General features: G+C 58.7%; 18 protein-coding genes and 1 riboswitch. Of the genes, 12 read left to right on the top strand and 6 right to left on the bottom strand.

Annotation, left to right across the window (positions count from 1 at the left end; all coding sequences use genetic code 11):
- Positions 1-62: 62 nt before the first annotated feature.
- From bioB to bioD, 4 genes are read left to right on the top strand one after another with little or no spacing between them, the layout of a single operon-like run.
- Entirely contained in the window at positions 63-1,094 is a 1,032-nt protein-coding gene (gene bioB / locus IV493_RS12400; protein WP_095707533.1) for a biotin synthase BioB, read from the top strand.
- Positions 1,094-2,245, top strand: a complete 1,152-nt coding sequence (gene bioF, locus IV493_RS12395; RefSeq protein WP_195857223.1) for an 8-amino-7-oxononanoate synthase — start codon at positions 1,094-1,096, stop codon at positions 2,243-2,245. Before bioB ends, bioF begins: the two co-directional genes overlap by 1 nt.
- Positions 2,229-2,984, top strand: coding sequence for a malonyl-ACP O-methyltransferase BioC (bioC, locus tag IV493_RS12390; protein WP_195857222.1), 756 nt, complete (start codon positions 2,229-2,231; stop codon positions 2,982-2,984). Before bioF ends, bioC begins: the two co-directional genes overlap by 17 nt.
- Positions 2,981-3,652, top strand: coding sequence for a dethiobiotin synthase (gene bioD, locus IV493_RS12385; RefSeq protein WP_195857221.1), 672 nt, complete (start codon positions 2,981-2,983; stop codon positions 3,650-3,652). The genes bioC and bioD overlap by 4 nt, the downstream gene beginning before the upstream one ends.
- A gap of 121 nt (positions 3,653-3,773) precedes the next feature.
- On the opposite strand, the gene IV493_RS12380 is transcribed toward bioD, so the two are convergent.
- A complete protein-coding gene (locus tag IV493_RS12380) occupies positions 3,774-4,496 on the bottom strand; it encodes an ABC transporter ATP-binding protein (protein WP_013357183.1) in 723 nt (240 codons plus the stop codon).
- Positions 4,497-5,388: 892 nt separating this feature from the next.
- Here IV493_RS12380 and uvrB point away from each other — a divergent pair.
- Complete coding sequence (uvrB, locus tag IV493_RS12375; RefSeq protein ID WP_033731912.1) at positions 5,389-7,410, top strand: excinuclease ABC subunit UvrB; 2,022 nt, start codon at positions 5,389-5,391, stop codon at positions 7,408-7,410.
- Here the strand turns inward: uvrB and yvcK are convergent.
- Positions 7,394-8,317, bottom strand: coding sequence for a uridine diphosphate-N-acetylglucosamine-binding protein YvcK (gene yvcK, locus IV493_RS12370; RefSeq protein ID WP_033782368.1), 924 nt, complete (start codon positions 8,315-8,317; stop codon positions 7,394-7,396). The two genes, uvrB and yvcK, sit on opposite strands and share 17 nt — an antisense overlap.
- A gap of 204 nt (positions 8,318-8,521) precedes the next feature.
- Positions 8,522-8,655, top strand: a riboswitch (molybdenum cofactor riboswitch).
- On the opposite strand from yvcK, the gene moaA reads away from it, so the two are divergent.
- The 5 genes from moaA to moaE all read left to right on the top strand — a co-directional run bounded on the left by moaA (position 8,645) and on the right by moaE (position 11,341).
- Positions 8,645-9,631 carry a GTP 3',8-cyclase MoaA gene (gene moaA, locus IV493_RS12365; protein ID WP_195857220.1) on the top strand — a complete coding sequence of 329 codons (987 nt, stop codon included), beginning with the start codon at positions 8,645-8,647 and terminating at the stop codon, positions 9,629-9,631. (Overlaps the previous riboswitch by 11 nt.)
- Positions 9,632-9,645: 14 nt before the next feature.
- Positions 9,646-10,161 carry a molybdenum cofactor biosynthesis protein B gene (gene moaB / locus IV493_RS12360; protein WP_013357188.1) on the top strand — a complete coding sequence of 172 codons (516 nt, stop codon included), beginning with the start codon at positions 9,646-9,648 and terminating at the stop codon, positions 10,159-10,161.
- Positions 10,162-10,163: 2 nt separating this feature from the next.
- Complete coding sequence (moaC, locus tag IV493_RS12355) at positions 10,164-10,649, top strand: cyclic pyranopterin monophosphate synthase MoaC (RefSeq protein WP_095707527.1); 486 nt, start codon at positions 10,164-10,166, stop codon at positions 10,647-10,649.
- Positions 10,642-10,887 carry a molybdopterin synthase sulfur carrier subunit gene (moaD, locus tag IV493_RS12350; protein WP_095707526.1) on the top strand — a complete coding sequence of 82 codons (246 nt, stop codon included), beginning with the start codon at positions 10,642-10,644 and terminating at the stop codon, positions 10,885-10,887. The genes moaC and moaD overlap by 8 nt, the downstream gene beginning before the upstream one ends.
- Position 10,888: 1 nt before the next feature.
- Positions 10,889-11,341 (top strand): molybdopterin synthase catalytic subunit MoaE, encoded by a 453-nt coding sequence (gene moaE, locus IV493_RS12345; protein WP_095707525.1) that lies wholly within the window; start codon positions 10,889-10,891, stop codon positions 11,339-11,341.
- Between the two features lie 95 nt (positions 11,342-11,436).
- Here moaE and IV493_RS12340 read toward each other — a convergent pair whose 3' ends face one another.
- Positions 11,437-12,222 carry an OBAP family protein gene (locus tag IV493_RS12340; RefSeq protein WP_195857219.1) on the bottom strand — a complete coding sequence of 262 codons (786 nt, stop codon included), beginning with the start codon at positions 12,220-12,222 and terminating at the stop codon, positions 11,437-11,439.
- Between the two features lie 106 nt (positions 12,223-12,328).
- On the opposite strand from IV493_RS12340, the gene IV493_RS12335 reads away from it, so the two are divergent.
- The gene (locus IV493_RS12335; protein WP_195857218.1) at positions 12,329-13,423 is read left to right on the top strand and encodes a DUF1615 domain-containing protein; all 1,095 of its coding nucleotides are present in this window, start codon (positions 12,329-12,331) and stop codon (positions 13,421-13,423) included.
- A gap of 98 nt (positions 13,424-13,521) precedes the next feature.
- Positions 13,522-14,229 carry a Bax inhibitor-1/YccA family protein gene (locus IV493_RS12330; RefSeq protein WP_195857217.1) on the top strand — a complete coding sequence of 236 codons (708 nt, stop codon included), beginning with the start codon at positions 13,522-13,524 and terminating at the stop codon, positions 14,227-14,229.
- 48 nt (positions 14,230-14,277) lie between these two features.
- Here IV493_RS12330 and IV493_RS12325 read toward each other — a convergent pair whose 3' ends face one another.
- Genes IV493_RS12325 through IV493_RS12315 form a run of 3 tightly spaced genes read right to left on the bottom strand, consistent with a single transcriptional unit; the run spans position 14,278 to position 17,245 of the window.
- Positions 14,278-15,243, bottom strand: coding sequence for a lysylphosphatidylglycerol synthase domain-containing protein (locus IV493_RS12325; RefSeq protein WP_013357195.1), 966 nt, complete (start codon positions 15,241-15,243; stop codon positions 14,278-14,280).
- Positions 15,243-16,487 (bottom strand): cardiolipin synthase ClsB, encoded by a 1,245-nt coding sequence (gene clsB / locus IV493_RS12320; RefSeq protein ID WP_195857216.1) that lies wholly within the window; start codon positions 16,485-16,487, stop codon positions 15,243-15,245. Before clsB ends, IV493_RS12325 begins: the two co-directional genes overlap by 1 nt.
- Positions 16,484-17,245, bottom strand: coding sequence for an endonuclease/exonuclease/phosphatase family protein (locus IV493_RS12315; RefSeq protein WP_013357197.1), 762 nt, complete (start codon positions 17,243-17,245; stop codon positions 16,484-16,486). The genes clsB and IV493_RS12315 overlap by 4 nt, the downstream gene beginning before the upstream one ends.
- Positions 17,246-17,319 lie beyond the last annotated feature (74 nt).

The following is a 17,319-nucleotide window of genomic DNA, read 5'->3' as shown; positions in this document are numbered from 1 at the left end:
AATATAGTTTACAAGTATACCCCTGCTTTCTGTCGGGATGACACCCTTTTCTGGAGTACGTAATGGCTCAACGCTGGACAATTGCACAGGCGCAAGCGCTGTTTGATCAACCTTTTCTTGAACTGATGTTTAAAGCGCAGCAGGTGCATCGTCAGCACTTCGACCCGCGCCAGGTGCAGGTCAGTACCCTGCTGTCGATCAAAACCGGCGCCTGCCCGGAAGATTGCAAATATTGCCCGCAGAGCGCGCGCTACAAGACCGGCCTGGAGTCGGAACGTCTGATGGAAGTGGAGGAGGTACTGACCTCCGCGCGTCAGGCCAAAGCCGCCGGTTCGACCCGTTTCTGCATGGGTGCCGCGTGGAAAAACCCGCACGAGCGCGATATGCCCTACCTGGAAAAGATGGTCGAAGGCGTGAAGGCGATGGGAATGGAAACCTGCATGACGCTCGGCACGCTCAGCGATCAACAGGCGCAGCGGCTGGCGGGCGCGGGCCTCGATTACTACAACCATAACCTCGACACCTCACCGGAATTCTATGGCTCCATCATCACCACCCGCAGCTATCAGGAACGTCTGGATACGCTCGGCAAAGTGCGCGACGCCGGAATCAAAGTCTGTTCGGGCGGCATCGTCGGCCTGGGCGAAACCGTGAACGATCGCGCCGGTCTGCTGGTGCAGTTAGCCAATCTGCCGACCCCGCCGGAGAGCGTGCCGATCAACATGCTGGTCAAAGTCAAAGGCACGCCGCTGGCGGACAACGATGACGTAGAGCCGTTCGATTTTATCCGTACCATCGCGGTGGCGCGCATCATGATGCCGACCTCGCATGTGCGTCTCTCCGCGGGTCGTGAGCAGATGAGCGAGCAGACTCAGGCTATGTGCTTTATGGCCGGGGCGAACTCGATTTTCTACGGCTGCAAACTGCTGACCACGCCGAATCCGGAAGAGGATAAAGACCGCGTGCTGTTCCGCAAACTGGGTCTGAATCCGGAGCATACCCACACCCGGCATGGCGACCAGCAGCAGGAAGAACACCTCAGCGAGCAGCTGTTCCATGCGGACACTGAACAGTTCTACAACGCGGCGCTGTAATGAGCTGGAAGCAACGGATCCGGCAGGCGCTGGACCAGCGTCGTGCGGCCGATGGCTGGCGGCAGCGTCGGGTCATTGATGAGCAATCGACCCGCACGTTAGAGAGCGGCGGTCGCCGCTATCTGCACTTCTCCAGCAATGACTATCTCGGTTTAACCCGCCATCCGGCGGTGATTGCGGGCTGGCAGCAGGGCGCGGCGCTGGCGGGCGCGGGGGCGGGTGCCTCAGGTCACGTCACCGGTTATCACCGTCAGCACGCCGAACTTGAGGCGCAGCTGGCCGACTGGCTCGGCTATGACCGTGCGCTGCTGTTTATCTCCGGGTTCGCGGCCAATCAGGCGGTGATTCATCTGCTGGGCGAGAAAAACGATCGCATCCTGGCCGATAAACTCAGCCATGCCTCGCTGCTCGACGCCGCCAGCCACAGCCCGGCGCAGCTGCGGCGTTTCAGTCATAACGACCCGGAGAGCCTGACGGCACGGCTCGCGTCACCCTGCGAGGGGGAAACGCTGGTGGTGACCGAGGGGATTTTCAGCATGGATGGCGACAGCGCACCGCTGGCTTCGCTGGCGCAACAGACGCGTCAGGCACAGGGCTGGCTGCTGGTGGATGATGCGCACGGCATCGGCGTGGCAGGTGAGCAGGGGCGGGGCAGCTGCTGGCAGCAGGGCGTTAAGCCGGAACTGCTGGTGGTCACTTTTGGCAAAGCCTTTGGCGTCAGCGGTGCCGCGCTGCTGTGCGATGCGGATACCGCCGACTATTTCCTGCAGTTCAGCCGGCATCTGATCTATTCCACCGCCATGCCCGCTGCGCAGGCTGTGGCGCTACAGGCGGCACTGCGCGAAATTCAGCAGGGTGATGCGCTGCGCCAGCAGTTGCAGCAGAACATTGCGCATTTCCGGCGTGGCGCGGCCGCGCTGCCGTGGCAACTGATGGACTCAGCCAGCGCGATCCAGCCGCTGCTGATCGGTGAAAATGGCGATGCGATGGCGCTCTCGGCGCGGCTGGCGGAGGCGGGCTGCTGGGTCAGTGCGATTCGGCCACCTACCGTGCCGCCGGGAACGGCCCGGCTGCGCATTACCCTGACGGCGGCACATCGCCCGGAAGATATCGATCGGTTACTGGAGGCGCTGCATGACGCTGCGGGTTGATAAGCAGGCGGTGGCACGTGCCTTTGGTCGGGCGGCCAGCCATTACGATGCCCATGCGGCACTGCAACGGCTCAGCGGCGATGCGCTGCTGGCACGCGCACCGGCTTACAGCGGACTGCAGCTGCTGGATGCCGGGTGTGGCACTGGCTGGTACAGCAGGCTGTGGCGCGAACGCGGCAAACAGGTGACGGCGCTGGATCTCTCACCGCAGATGCTGCAACAGGCGCGGGACAACGACGCGGCGCAGCGCTATCTGGTGGGCGACATTGACGCGCTGCCGCTGGCGGATAACAGTATCGACATGGTGTGGAGCAACCTGGCGGTGCAGTGGAGTGAGGATCTGCCCGGCGCGCTGCGCCAGTTCCGACGGGTGCTGCGGCCCGAGGGCACGCTGCTGTTTTCCACGCTGGGCGACGGTTCGTTGCAGGAGGTGCATGAAGCCTGGTCCCATCTGGATGCGTTACCCCATGCTAACCGCTTTCTCAGCGAGGCGGAGATTGCGGCGGCCTGCCATGCAGAGCAACTGATTTGCAGCGCAGAAAGGGTGACGCTGCATTTTCCCGATGCGCTCAGTGCCATGCGTTCGCTGAAAGGGATTGGCGCGACCCATCTGCATCAGGGTCGCGACGGGCAGATACTCACCCGACAACGGCTCAACCAGTTAGAGGCACACTGGCCGCGCGATCGGCACGGCTATCGCCTGAGTTACCATTTAATCTATGGAGTCACGCTTTCATGAAACGGCTTTTTATCACCGGCACCGACACCGAAGTCGGTAAAACGGTCGCCAGCGGCGCACTGTTGCAGGCAGCCGCCGCAGCGGGCTACCGCTGTGCGGGCTACAAGCCGGTTGCGTCAGGCTGTGAGATGACGCCTGAAGGCATTCGCAACAGTGATGCGCTGGCGCTGCAGCGCTTCAGCAACGTGCCGTTAAGCTATCAGCAGGTCAATCCGCTGGCGTTTATGGAGCCGACCTCGCCACACATCGTCAGCGCCGAAGAGGGCAGGCCGATCACCCATCTGGCACTGTCAGCGGGTCTGGCGGCGCTGGAGCCACTGGCGGACTGGATTCTGGTGGAGGGTGCGGGCGGCTGGTACACCCCGCTGTCAGAGACGCACACCTATGCGGACTGGGTAGTCAGTGAACAGCTGCCCGTGATTCTGGTGGTGGGAATTAAGCTCGGCTGCATCAATCACGCCATGCTCACCGCCGAGGCGGTGCGTGCGTGCGGCCTGCCACTGGTGGGCTGGATCGCCAACACCGTCGAACCGCCCGGCAAACGCTATCAGGAATATCTCACCAGCCTGAAGCAGCGACTGCCTGCGACCTGTCTGGGCACCATTCCGTATCTCACCGATGCGCAGCAGCAGGCCTCCTGTGGACAGTATCTGACGCTGCCAGAGTAAAGCCTGACCCAACGGGCTTTATGCTTTGTCAGTCTGAGCCTGTGCAGTGCTCACCAGCCTGAACGTCAGGTTGTTGCGCGCTGCCTGCAATCCTGACGCCAGCCGTGGCAGGGACTCAGCGTCAGGCCACCGTCAGCCACTTATCCACGGTGTGGTCATCGAGCTGCTCCATGCTGCCCTGCGCCACATTACGGCCACGGTGCAGCAGCAGGAAATAGTCCGCCACCCGCCGAATCAGCGACAGGCGCTGCTCCAGCAGCAGGATGGTCAGCCCGTAGTCGAGGTTAAGCCGGCGGATCAGGTTGCCCATCTCCTCTTCCAGCCACGGCGACATCCCATCAGTCGGCTCATCCAGAATCAGCAGTTTGGGCTGCAGCACCAGCGCGCGCGCCAGGGCCAGCTGTTGCTGCTGATCGATGGGTAGATCGCCGCTGCGTTGCTGGCGCAGGGAGTAGAGCGCCGGGAACAAATCAAAGACCATTTCGGGAATGGCGCGATGACGATCGCGCTGGCTGGCACCCGCCAGCAGGGCAATCAGCAGGTTATCTTCCACACTCATCTGGGTAAAAATGTGGCGGCCCTGTGGCACATAGCCGATGCCCATCTGCGCCCGCTGTTCGGCCGGTTGCAGCAGCAAATCTTCCGGCGGCGAGCCATCCTCTTTCCAGGAAATGGTGCCGCTGTTAATCGGCAGTCTGCCCATGATGCAGTTGACCAGCGTGGTCTTGCCCATGCCAGGACGGCCCAGAATGCCGGTGCAGGTGCCAGGCGACAGATCCAGGTCCACATCCCACAGGATATGGTTCTGACCGTAAAATTGATTTACCGAACGTAGACTCAGCATCTGACACTCTCCTTCCCGATCATTAGCCTGATTGCTTCCGCTCTTTGTCGTCTGGCAAACAAGTCATCAGCAACGGCAGCCTCACCATTGCAGCACAGTGCGCGTAAAGCGCGGTGACGTTACTGACTCCTGCAATTCCCAGGCCAGATCTTAAAACGGCCCTGTTTCCTGCTGAAGTGCGCTGTATCAGGGAGGAAAGGTGAGAAAAACTTATCAATTACCCATGGTCATCACGCGCCTGCACTTTTACAGTGCCTGTGGGCGCTGTTTGTGGTGCAGACGTGCTGCGGTAACGCAGAATGTCTGATTAAGAATCTTAGTGGAACGATGAAAATTTGCGTGCCACGCCAGGCGACAGAATAAAAATGCAGAATAATCCGTCAGCAGCCGACGCGAAATTTAACGCAAAAAAAATTATTTTCAACGAGGCGGGACGGCAGGGAAAAATTATACACAGCTGATGGCGGCGGGGCTGCCATCACTTATCCACTATTCCTGTGGATAACCTTGTGCATTAGGTAATGAAAACCGGTTAGAAGCGAGGAAATACGCGGCCTGGTAACATAATGACGAGATTCTGGCCTTATTAGCTTAAACCAGTAAAATCAGCTGGTTATCAAAAAACAAGCCTGCGAATTTTCTGTCAGGTAACCGAACTGTAATTTTGTGACGTTCTATTGACAAATGTTAAATCCGATCCCGGTCTGGGGATAACATTGCGCAACACGCTTTGCGATATCACGTATCTGAAGCAGGCGGGCTAAGTCTTACCCTGATTGCATTAACCTTGCACGATTACTGTTTTTATATCCAGTATTATTTTCTGGCAAAATCACCATAGCAGAGTAAAATAAGTGCCTGCCCGCCGACTTCTCCAGCAGGAACTGCATTCATGACCAAAGCTTTTAAACTCAATTCCGCTTTTAAACCTTCGGGCGACCAGCCTGAGGCGATCCGTCGCCTGGAAGAGGGGCTGGAGGATGGACTGGCCCATCAGACCTTATTAGGCGTAACCGGCTCCGGTAAAACCTTTACTGTCGCCAACGTCATTGCCGACCTCAATCGTCCGACGATGGTGCTGGCACCGAACAAAACGCTGGCGGCGCAGCTCTATGGCGAGATGAAAGAGTTTTTCCCGGATAACGCCGTCGAGTTTTTCGTCTCTTACTACGACTACTATCAGCCTGAAGCCTATGTGCCGAGCTCCGACACCTTTATTGAAAAGGATGCGTCGGTGAATGAACACATCGAACAGATGCGTCTGTCAGCGACCAAGGCGCTGCTGGAGCGGCGCGATGTTATCGTGGTGGCGTCGGTTTCGGCGATCTACGGTCTGGGCGATCCCGATCTCTATCTGAAAATGATGCTGCACCTGACCCGCGGCATGATTATCGATCAGCGCAGCATCCTGCGCCGCCTCTCAGAGCTGCAGTACACCCGCAACGATCAGGCGTTTCAGCGCGGCACCTTCCGCGTGCGTGGCGAAGTGATCGATATCTTCCCGGCGGAGTCGGACGATATTGCGCTGCGCGTCGAACTGTTTGACGAAGAGGTCGAGCGTCTTTCGCTGTTCGACCCGCTGACCGGGCAGATCGATTCAGTGGTGCCGCGCTTTACCATTTATCCCAAGACGCACTACGTCACGCCGCGTGAGCGCATTCTGCAGGCGATGGAAGACATCAAAGTCGAGCTGGCGGATCGCCGCCGGGTGCTGCTGGAGAACAATAAACTGCTGGAAGAGCAGCGTATTACTCAGCGTACCCAGTTTGATCTGGAGATGATGAGTGAGCTGGGTTACTGCTCCGGCATCGAGAACTACTCGCGCTACCTCTCCGCACGCGGACCGGGCGAAGCGCCACCGACGCTGTTTGACTATCTCCCTGCCGATGGCCTGCTGGTGGTGGATGAGTCGCACGTCACCATCCCGCAGATTGGCGGCATGTACAAAGGGGACCGGGCGCGCAAAGAGACGCTGGTGGAGTATGGCTTCCGCCTGCCGTCGGCGCTGGACAACCGTCCGATGAAGTTTGAAGAGTTTGAGGCGCTGGCCCCGCAGACCATCTATGTCTCGGCAACGCCGGGCAAATATGAGCTGGAAAAATCGGGCGACGAAGTGGTCGATCAGGTGGTGCGTCCTACCGGTCTGCTGGATCCGATCATCGAAGTGCGTCCGGTCGGCACCCAGGTTGACGATCTGCTGTCGGAAATCCATCAGCGCGTGGCGATCAACGAACGTGTGCTGGTGACGGTGCTGACCAAGCGCATGGCGGAAGATCTCACTGAATATCTGACGGAGCATGGCGAGAAGGTGCGCTATCTGCACTCCGACATCGACACCGTAGAGCGTATGGAGATTATCCGCGACTTACGTCTGGGTGAGTTTGATGTGCTGGTGGGCATCAACTTACTGCGTGAGGGGCTGGATATGCCGGAAGTGTCGCTGGTGGCGATTCTGGATGCGGATAAAGAGGGCTTCCTGCGTTCCGAACGATCGCTGATTCAGACCATTGGTCGTGCGGCGCGTAACATCAACGGTAAAGCGATTCTCTATGGCGATAAAATCACGCCGTCGATGGCGCGTGCCATTGAAGAGACAGAGCGCCGCCGCGAGAAACAGCAGCTGCACAACGAAAAGAATGGCATTGTGCCGCAGGGCCTGAACAAGAAGATCACGGATATTCTGGAGCTGGGCAAGAATGTGGTGAAAACCCGCGGCAAAGCGAAACCGGCTCGTCCTGGCGAGGCTCAGGCACTGGCCGATTTCCAGCTGTTAACGCCGCAGGCGCTGCAGAAGAAAATCCACGAGCTGGAAGGGCAGATGCAGCAGCACGCGCAGAACCTGGAGTTCGAACAGGCGGCCAGCGTGCGCGATCAGCTGCATGAGCTGCGAACGCTGTTTATCGCGGCCTCGTAGTGCCGTCAAAGCTCTGAATGGCGTGTTCCAGCGCCACCCGTAACAGCTGGCGGTCGTGACGATATTTAATGTCGGCGGCCTCCAGCGGTTCACGGACAATCAGCCGGTTTTCAATGCCCTCTGTGGCGACCGACGGTCCGACCACTACGGCATCGATCACCCGCTTGCCGATATAACGTTCCATCATCTGTAGCTTGTCAGCCACTGAAAGACTGGCCGCGGCGGGGCTGAGCTCACGGCCCAGATTGCCGATAAACACCATAGTGGCAGGCGTGCGACGCAGGGCCTGTGCCATCTCTTCCATCAGCAGAATCGGCATCAGGCTGGTGTAGAAACTGCCTGGACCAATCAGGATCAGATCCGCTTCTGCAATGGCCTGCAGCGCTTCCCGCGTCGGCTGGACGTTGGGATGCAGCATCAGCTCCTGCGGCGGCTGCTTCATCTCATCGATGGCGGTTTCGCCGTAAACCATATTGCCTTCGGCATCCATCGCCACCAGGTCCACCGGCTGCTCCGACATCGGGATTAAAAAGGCGTCGACCTTCAGCAGGTTACGGATGATGTTGATCGCTTCCAGCGGGCGAACGCTCAGATGATCCAGCGCCCGTAGCATCAGATTGCCGAGGTTGTGACCGGCCAGTTCGCCGTTACCGGCAAAACGGTACTCGAACATCGCGGAGGCGACGCTGGGTTCTGCAATCAGCTGGTTCAGGCAGTTGCGCATGTCGCCCCAGGCGATACCGCCTTCGGATCGACGAATGCGGCCGGTCGATCCGCCATTGTCGGTGGTGGTGACGATGCCGGTGAGACGGGAGCCCAGCGGGGAAAGGGCCGACATCACGCGGCCTAAACCGTGTCCGCCGCCCAGTGCCACAACGCGATCAAGATCGGCCAGTGTGCGATTCATACTTCTCCTTAACATCTCGTCGCGTAGCGTGGCTCTAAACGCTAATCCCGCGCGGATGACTTGCGTCAAAATCTGGATCGCATTTTAACGTATCCTGTCGCGAAAATGCGGTGAAAATTCGATATGTATAAGAATATATAGCGAAAAGAGCAAATGGAAGAGTGAGGAAATTCACGCTACCATCATGTTTACCGCGCTGATCAACGGGTCAGCGTACACTCAAGCCTGAATGCCTAAGTCTGCGGATAGGGGGTTCAGGCCGTAGCCATCGAGCTGCCAGGGTGCAGGAAGAAATGACTGCATCTCCCAATCTGGAAAGGTGTTCTGGTGTCACAATTTACTGATGCATACGCGCGTAAGTTCTATTACCTGCGCCTGTCGGTCACGGATGTCTGTAATTTCCGCTGTACCTATTGTCTTCCTGACGGCTACAAACCGCAGGGAATTCGTAACAAAAGCTTTCTCTCTCTGGATGAAATCCGCCGCGTCACGCGGGCTTTCGCCGCAGCCGGAACCGAAAAAGTGCGGCTGACCGGTGGTGAGCCGTCGTTGCGCCGTGATTTCACCGACATCATTGCGGCAGTGCGTGAAAACGCCTCTATCCGCCAGATCGCAGTGACCACCAATGGCTACAGGCTGGCGCGCGACGTGAAACAGTGGCGCGACGCGGGTCTGACCGCACTCAACGTCAGCGTTGACAGCCTGGACGCCCGTCAGTTTCACGCTATTACCGGTCAGGATAAATTCCATCAGGTGATGAACGGCATCGACGCGGCGCTGGACGCCGGTTTTCGTCAGGTCAAAGTCAACAGCGTGCTGATGCGCGATCTCAACAGCCGTAATCTGGCCACATTCCTCGACTGGATCCGCACCCGTCCGATTCAGCTGCGCTTTATCGAACTGATGGAGACCGGCGACGGCGGCACGCTGTTCCGCGACCAGCACGTTTCCGGCATGGTGATCCGCGATCAGCTCATTGCCCAGGGCTGGCAGCGTCGCGAAAGCGGACGCAGCGACGGCCCGGCGCAGGTCTTTTATCATCCCGACTATGTCGGCGAGATTGGCCTGATCATGCCTTACGCCAAAGATTTCTGTGCCAGCTGCAACCGTCTGCGCGTCTCGGCGCAGGGAAACCTTCACCTGTGCCTGTTTGGTGACGGCGGCATACCGCTGCGTGACCTGCTGGCGTCCGATGAGCAGCAGGCCGAACTGCAGGCGCGCATCGCCAGCAGCCTGGGACAGAAGAAGCAGACGCACTTCCTGCATCAGGGCAACACCGGTATCACACAGAATCTCTCTTACATTGGCGGCTAATTTCAGGAGGAAGTATGGGTAAACCAGCCAGCGAATTTCAGGCCGTGCAGATTGCGGTGATGACGGTGTCAGACCGTCGCGATGCCAGCAACGATACCTCCGGCGACTATCTGCGCGAGGCAGCGGCGGAAGCGGGCCATGAAGTGGTCGATCACGCCATCGTGCCGGATAACCTCTATCGCATTCGCGCCACCGTATCGCGCTGGATCGCCAGTGACGATGTCCAGGTGGTGATCATCAATGGCGGCACCGGCTTTAACCTGAAAAACAGCACGCCGGAAGCGCTGCTGCCGCTGTTTGACCGCGAGATTGACGGGTTTGGCGAACTGTTCCGGATGATCTCCTATGAGGAGATTGGCGGCTCGACGCTGCAGTCGCGCGCCATTGCCGGTCTGGCAAACGGGACGCTGATTCTGGCCGTGCCGGGTTCCACCAGCGCCTGCCGCACCGCCTGGGAGCGGATTATCGCTGACCAGCTTGATGCGCGCACTGCGCCCTGTAATTTTGTCTCACATCTGAAGAAACGGTAAGTATGTCTCAACTCACACACATTAATGCCGCGGGCGAAGCACACATGGTGGATGTTTCCGCCAAGGCTGAAACCGTGCGCGAAGCGCGCGCCGAAGTGCTGGTGCTGATGCAGCCGGAAACGCTGCAGATGATTATGGAAGGCAGCCATCACAAAGGGGATGTCTTCGCCACGGCGCGCATCGCCGGGATCCAGGCAGCAAAACGCACCTGGGAGCTCATCCCGCTCTGTCATCCGCTGATGCTGAGCAAAGTGGAAGTGAATCTGGAAGCGGAACCAGACCATAGCCGGGTGCGCATCACCACGCTCTGTCGCCTGACCGGCAAAACCGGCGTCGAGATGGAAGCGCTGACGGCAGCGTCAGTAGCCGCGCTGACCATCTACGACATGTGCAAAGCCGTGCAGAAGGATATCGTCATCGATCAGCTGCGCTTAATCAGCAAGAGCGGTGGCAAAAGCGGCGATTTCCAGGCGGTCACGCATGATTAAGGTGCTGTTTTTCGCCCAGGTGCGCGAGCTGATCGGCAGCGCATCCCTTGAGGTTAACGCTGACTATCCGGATGTGGCGGCGCTGCGCGCTGCGCTGGCCGAACGCGACGATCGCTGGGCGCTGGCATTGGAGTCGGGCAAACTGCTGGCGGCCGTCAACCAGACGCTGGTGCCGATGAGTCACCCGCTGCATGCTGGTGATGAAGTGGCCTTTTTCCCGCCCGTAACCGGAGGCTGAGATGGAAACGCAGATTCGCGTCGGCCCCGCACCCTTTGATATGGCGGAAGCGTATCGCTGGCTGGCGGCCTGTGATGAAGATGGAGCGGTAGTGACTTTTACCGGCAAAGTGCGTAACCACAATCTGGGTGATAACGTGGCGGCGCTGACGCTGGAGCACTATCCCGGCATGACCGAAAAAGCGCTGCAGGAGATTGTTGATGCGGCGCGCGAACGCTGGCCGCTGCAGCGCGTCACGGTAATCCACCGCGTCGGCGAGCTGTTTCCCGGCGATGAGATCGTGCTGGTGGGCGTCACCAGCGCCCATCGCGGTAGCGCCTTTTCTGCCGCGGAGTTCATCATGGATTACCTGAAAACTCGTGCGCCGTTCTGGAAGCGCGAAGCGACAGAGCAGGGCGATCGCTGGGTAGATGCCCGCGACAGCGACCATCACGCTGCTCAACGCTGGGACTAAGGCATTAATGGCGCAAGCGGGCAGAGGTTTCTCCGCCCGCTGCGTTACCGCTGATCCCTCCCGCGTCACAGCCCGCTAACACGCAGACACAACGCCTACGGCTGCTTCAACTGCTCCGCCGGACCAAAGTTGGTCTGACCGTGGCTGTGCTCACCACCACCGCTGGTGCGCTTAAGCTGAATAACCTGGCCCTTTTCCCAGGCGTTAGCACCCGGCGCCGCCGGATTGGCTACGATATCCGCCCGATCGGCCCGGATCTGCTTGCTGTCCACGTCAAAGCGGCGATCGCGATCCGCCAGCAGCCGTGGATCCATCTGACCATCCTGGGTAAAGCCCATCATCAGCGACGGAATGCCGATCGGCAGCGTTTTGTCGCGATCGGTATGCCAGGTGTGCCAGGTTTTGCCATAGGTATTCACGATGCGGGTCATCAGCGCGTGGTCGGCGACTTTCGGTAAGCCTGGCGCAATCAGCGTGCCCGATTTCACCTCATACTGATGGCTGTGCCACAGCTTCTTCTCTTCGGGCGGCAGAGTCTTAAACAGCCGTTCGCTGATGATGTACTCCACGCCCATCAGCCGCGCGTCGCGCGTGTTGCCGTCGTAAATCACCGCCTGCATCACATCGTCGTTCAGCACGGTGACATAGTGGTGCGCCTCCATCTGACCGTTTTTATCGCCGTTATAAAAATGGAAGCCATCGAGATAAGTATTGATGGCGTCGATAGGCGGACGGGACTGCATCACGCTGGCACCGGTTTCCAGCACTTTCAGTGAGGAGGAGGTCGGCGCGCCCGGTGACTGCACCTGGGCAGGGGTATTACTGGCGCCGCAGCCGGTTAATAACAGGCTGAACGCCGCAACAGGCCAGAGTTTAAACATCGTAAGTTCCTTTAACGTTAAAAAAGGTAACCTTAGTTCAGTTCTCTCCTGCCTGTGAAACTCTGGCAATGGTAGAGTAGGGCTTTGGTTCATTCTGAGGACAGGCATGTCATCCACCCCGATTCTGCAACGTCTGACACTGGTCGCCGCCCTGGTGCTGGCGGGTTGTAGCAGCAAGAAAACGCCGGAGGCGCCGGTACGGCAGCCTGAAGATGTCAAAGCGCAAATCCAGCGGCTGCTGCCGTCGCACGTCAGCAATAAAGCGGCCTGGAGCGACGATATCTACACCACCTTCCGCACGCAGCAGATCGACCCCAGCGCCAGTAACCTGTGCGCGGTGATCGCCGTGGCGGATCAGGAGAGTAACTTCAGCGCCGAGGCCGCGGTGCCAGGCCTGCCGAAAATCGCCTGGGGCGAGATCAACCGCCGTGCAGCGCAGGTGCACGTCCCGGCCTTCCTGGTGCGCACCGCGCTGCTGATCAAATCCCCGACCGGAGAAAGCTACGCCGCCCGGCTGGACAAGGTGCGCAGTGAAAAAGACCTTAGCGCCATCTTTGATGATCTGATCGATATGGTGCCGATGGGCCAGACGCTGTTCGGCAATCTCAACCCAATTCACACCGGCGGGCCGATGCAGGTCAGCATCGCGTTTGCCGAAGCGCACGGCAAAGGCTATCCGTGGCCGATCGATGGCACCATCCGACGCGAAGTCTTTACCCGTCACGGCGGGATCTACTTCGGGACGATGCACCTGCTCGGCTATCCGGCTGACTACAGCCAGCCGCTCTATCGCTTTGCCGACTACAATGCAGGCTGGTACGCCAGCCGCAATGCGGCGTTCCAGGCGGCAGTGTCAAAAGCCACCGGCATGAAGCTGGCGCTGGATGGCGATCTGATCCTCTATGGCTCAGACGCGGCGGGCGGCACCGAACTGGCGGTGCGGACGCTCTCAAAGCAGATCGACATGAGCAACAGCGCCATTCGCCGCGATCTGGAGAAAGGGGAGAAAGAATCATTCAGCGACAGCGAACTCTGGAAACAGGTTTTTGCCCTGGCGGATAAAATGGCAGGCCGTAAGCTGCCGCGTGAAATGCTGCCGGGCATTAAGCTGGAAAGTCCGAAAATTACCCGTAATCTGACGACGGCGTGGTTTGCGCAGCGCGTCGACAGTCGTTATCAGCAGTGTCTGTCGCGGCGTTAACCGGCATGTTATGGCACAGTTGAGCTGAGCTGTGCCACACTTAAATCTGGCATGGCTCCCGGCAGGGAGCTGTTCATCCGTTCAACAAGAGGTGCATCATGGACCGATATCCACGCAATGATTCCATCGTTCAACCCGCATCTCGCGGTTTACAAGCCTATATGGCGCAGGTCTATGGCTGGATGACCTGTGGTCTGTTACTGACCGCATTTGTCTCCTGGTTTGCGGCGCGTACGCCCGCGGTGATGGAGCTGGTGTTTGCCAATCGCATTACCTTCTTCGGGCTGATTATCGCGCAGCTGGCGCTGGTGTTCTTCCTGTCAGGGATGGTGCATCGTCTGAGCGGAGCCGTAGCCACCGGGCTGTTTATGCTCTATTCGGCGCTAACCGGCATTACCATGGCGAGTATCTTCCTGGTCTACACCTACTCCTCCATCGCCAGCACCTTCTTTGTCACGGCAGGGATGTTTGGTGCGATGAGCTTTTACGGCTATACCACCAAACGCGACTTGAGCCGTTTTGGCAGCCTGCTGTTTATGGGGCTGATTGGCATTGTGCTGGCGTCGCTGGTGAACTTCTGGCTCAAAAGCCCGGCGCTGACGTGGGCGATTACCTATATCGGCGTGGTGCTCTTTGTGGGATTAACGGCTTATGACACGCAGAAGCTGAAAAACATCGGTGAGCAGATTGATGCCCGCGACACGGAAAACCTGCGTCGCTACTCGATCATGGGCGCGCTGACGCTCTATCTCGACTTCATTAACCTGTTCCTGATGCTGCTGCGGATCCTCGGTAACCGCCGCTGATTTTCAGTGTAAAAGGGGGAGGCGCGAAGGTTGCGCCTCCTTTTTTTATTACGATTTCTGTAACTTCTGCTCGTTCTTCTGACGCAGATGCTTCGCCCGACTCTCCAGGCCCAGATAGAGCACCAGCGCTAACAGCAGCGGCAGGATAAAGTAGAGCACACGATAGGCCAGCAGCGCCGCAATGATGGTGCCATGCGAAGCGTGCTGACCGCTGAGCAGCGCCAGGAACACCGCTTCCAGAACGCCAATGCCCGCCGGAATGTGAATGATTACCCCGGCAATACTGCTGATCAGCAGGACGCCCAGTACCATCGGATAGCCCACGTCGCGTCCCAGCAGCAGCCAGATAATCGCGCCCATCACCATCCAGTTGGCACAGGAAACTGCAAACTGCAGCAGCGCCATGCGCAGTGAAGGCAGCTGCAGCGTCTGGCCTTTAATCGTCCAGCGACGCTGTTTTGAGAAGGCGCAGGCCCAGAGGTAAATCGCCACCAGCACCAGCAGAACCACGCCAATCAGCCGCAGCGTGGTCTCACCAATAAACCAGCCGCCGGGGATCGAGACCATGCCCGCACTGAACACCACGCCCGCCAGCAGAATATAGCCCAGCCAGTTAGTCGCGATGCTCAGGGAGAAGATGCGGGTGATGGTGCCGCTGTCGAGGCCCAGCCGGGAATAGAGCCGGTAGCGCATAGCGACACCGCCCACCCACGTACTCAGCGTCAGGTTAAAGGCGTAACAGATAAACGACACCAGCATGACCTGCCGCTTCGCCAGCTTATGGCCGCAGTAGGCGCGGCCAATCAGGTCATAGCAGCCATAAACCAGGTAACTCAGCACCACCAGTCCGGCGGCGGTCAGGACGACAAAGCGGTTGTAGTTAACGATGACCTCATAAACATCTTCCCAGTTCACTTTGCGGGCATAAACCACCAGCAGAACCACCACCGCCACGAAAAACAGCACGGTGAGGATCTTTTTTGCCAGTTGCCAGCGTGGATGTTTTTTTGCCATCAGGATTTTGCTCCCGGGTTGTCTGCTTCTACACGATCCTGCGTTTCCATTTCAGGCTGGACCGGCTCACCCACCTGAGCCAGCAGCGGCGTGTGTGCCGGAAGCCAGCCCGCGATGGCGGGGAAATGACGCAGGAAATGGAATACCACCACGCTTTTGCTCAGTTGCCACCAGTTGCGCGGCGGCAGGCGATCCTCCTGCACGCGCTGGCAGTCGTTGGCCAGCAGCGCTTCGAGGTTGTCACGCAGCGTCTGGTTGAATGGCCGGTCGTGGATGATCAGGTTAGCTTCCAGATTCAGAGAGAGGCTCAGCGGGTCGAGGTTGCTGGAGCCGACGGTCGCCCAGTAATCATCTTTTACGGCGATCTTGCCGTGCAGCGGACGACGGATATATTCGTAGACTTCAACGCCGCCATCGACCAGATAGTTGTAGAGCAGCTCTGCGCCCACTTTCACAATCGGCATATCCGGCTCGCCCTGCACAATCAGTCGCACCCGGACGCCACGCTGCGCGGCATTGCGCATCTCACGCAGCAGCCGGTAGCCCGGGAAGAAGTAGGCGTTGGCAATAATCACATCCTTTTTGGCCTCGCGCAGCATCTCCAGATAATGCACTTCGATGTCGTCGCGGTGCTCGTCATTATCGCGATAGACATAAAGCACCTGGGCATCGCCGGGTTTAGCATTCACCGCCGGACGATGAGAGCGCGATCCCCACCAGCGGCGGGTATGCTGTTCGCTGCCAATCGCCTGTTGCAGATAGCGGGCGATGTCAGCCACGACCGGGCCTTTGACCTGCACGGCGTAATCCTGCTTCGCCTCCGGGCCATAATCGGTGTTGTGTTCAGCCGAGAAGTTGATGCCGCCGACAAAGGCCACCACGTCATCCACCACCACCGTTTTACGGTGCAGGCGGCGGAAGACGTTGGTGCGCATCCCCATCACCAGCGGGCGCGGATCGTAGTAGATAAAACGCACACCCGCGCTGGTCAGGCTGTTCACAAATTTGTCGGAGAGTTCAGCGGAGCCGTAGCCATCGACCATCACTTCGACCCGCACGCCGCGCTGGGCCGCTGCCAGCAATTCGCGGTGCAGGGCGTTGCCGACGTCATCCTCAAACAGAATAAAGGTTTCGATCAAAACTGAGCGTTCTGCCCGCTGAATCGCGCCAAAGACGCGCGGGAAAAACGCTTCACCATTTTCCAGCAACAGCAGCCGGTTGCCTTCCTGCCAGTTAAAATTCATAGATGAATCTCCACCGCCAGCGGCGCGTGATCGGAAAGATGGGACCAGGGCTTACGCGGCAGCGCCCACGGATGACTCACGGTGGCGTTGCGCACATAGATGCGGTCAAGCCGCAATAGCGGGAAGCGCGCCGGGAAGGTGCGCGCCGGGCGTCCGGTCTTCATACTGAATACCTCTTTCAGGCCTGCGCCCTGTTTTAATATGGCGTTAGCGCGTCGCTGCCAGTCGTTGAAATCGCCTGCTACGACGACCGGCGCGTCGGGTGGCAGCGAGTTGACCATTTCACAGATCTTCTTCATCTGCGCGTGACGATGCGCCTCTTTCAGACCCAGGTGAACACAGATGACATGCAGCGTGCCGTGCGGCTCGGGCAGGGCGATCTGACAGTGCAGCATGCCGCGATTTTCACTGCCTGCCACCGAGATATCCCGGTTCTCATAGTCAGTTATCGGAAAGCGTGACAACACGGCATTGCCGTGATGTCCCTCCGGATAGACCGCATTGCGGCCGTAGGCGAAATCGTTCCACATGGTGTCAGCCAGAAACTCATAATGAGGCGATTCAGGCCATTCTTCATGGTTAAGGGAGTGGATGGCATGGGTGCCCATTACCTCCTGGAGAAAGACCACATCCGCCGAGGTTGCGCGAACGGCTTCGCGCAATTCCGGCAGGATGAAGCGGCGATTAAACGGGGCAAACCCCTTGTGTGTATTGATCGTCAGGACTTTTATTGAAAATCCTTGCGCATTTTGTGGCATACTCGCGACGCACTCCTTTTCATCATCAATAGAATCAAAGTGTAGTCTTTGTCACAAATGGGTGGTGAGAGAGC

The organism is Pantoea sp. SM3640, from assembly GCF_015654165.1.
Taxonomy (GTDB): Bacteria; Pseudomonadota; Gammaproteobacteria; order Enterobacterales; family Enterobacteriaceae; genus Pantoea; species Pantoea vagans.
Note: the sequence above shows the minus strand (reverse complement) of the source record. Positions and strands in the feature narration are given on the sequence as shown.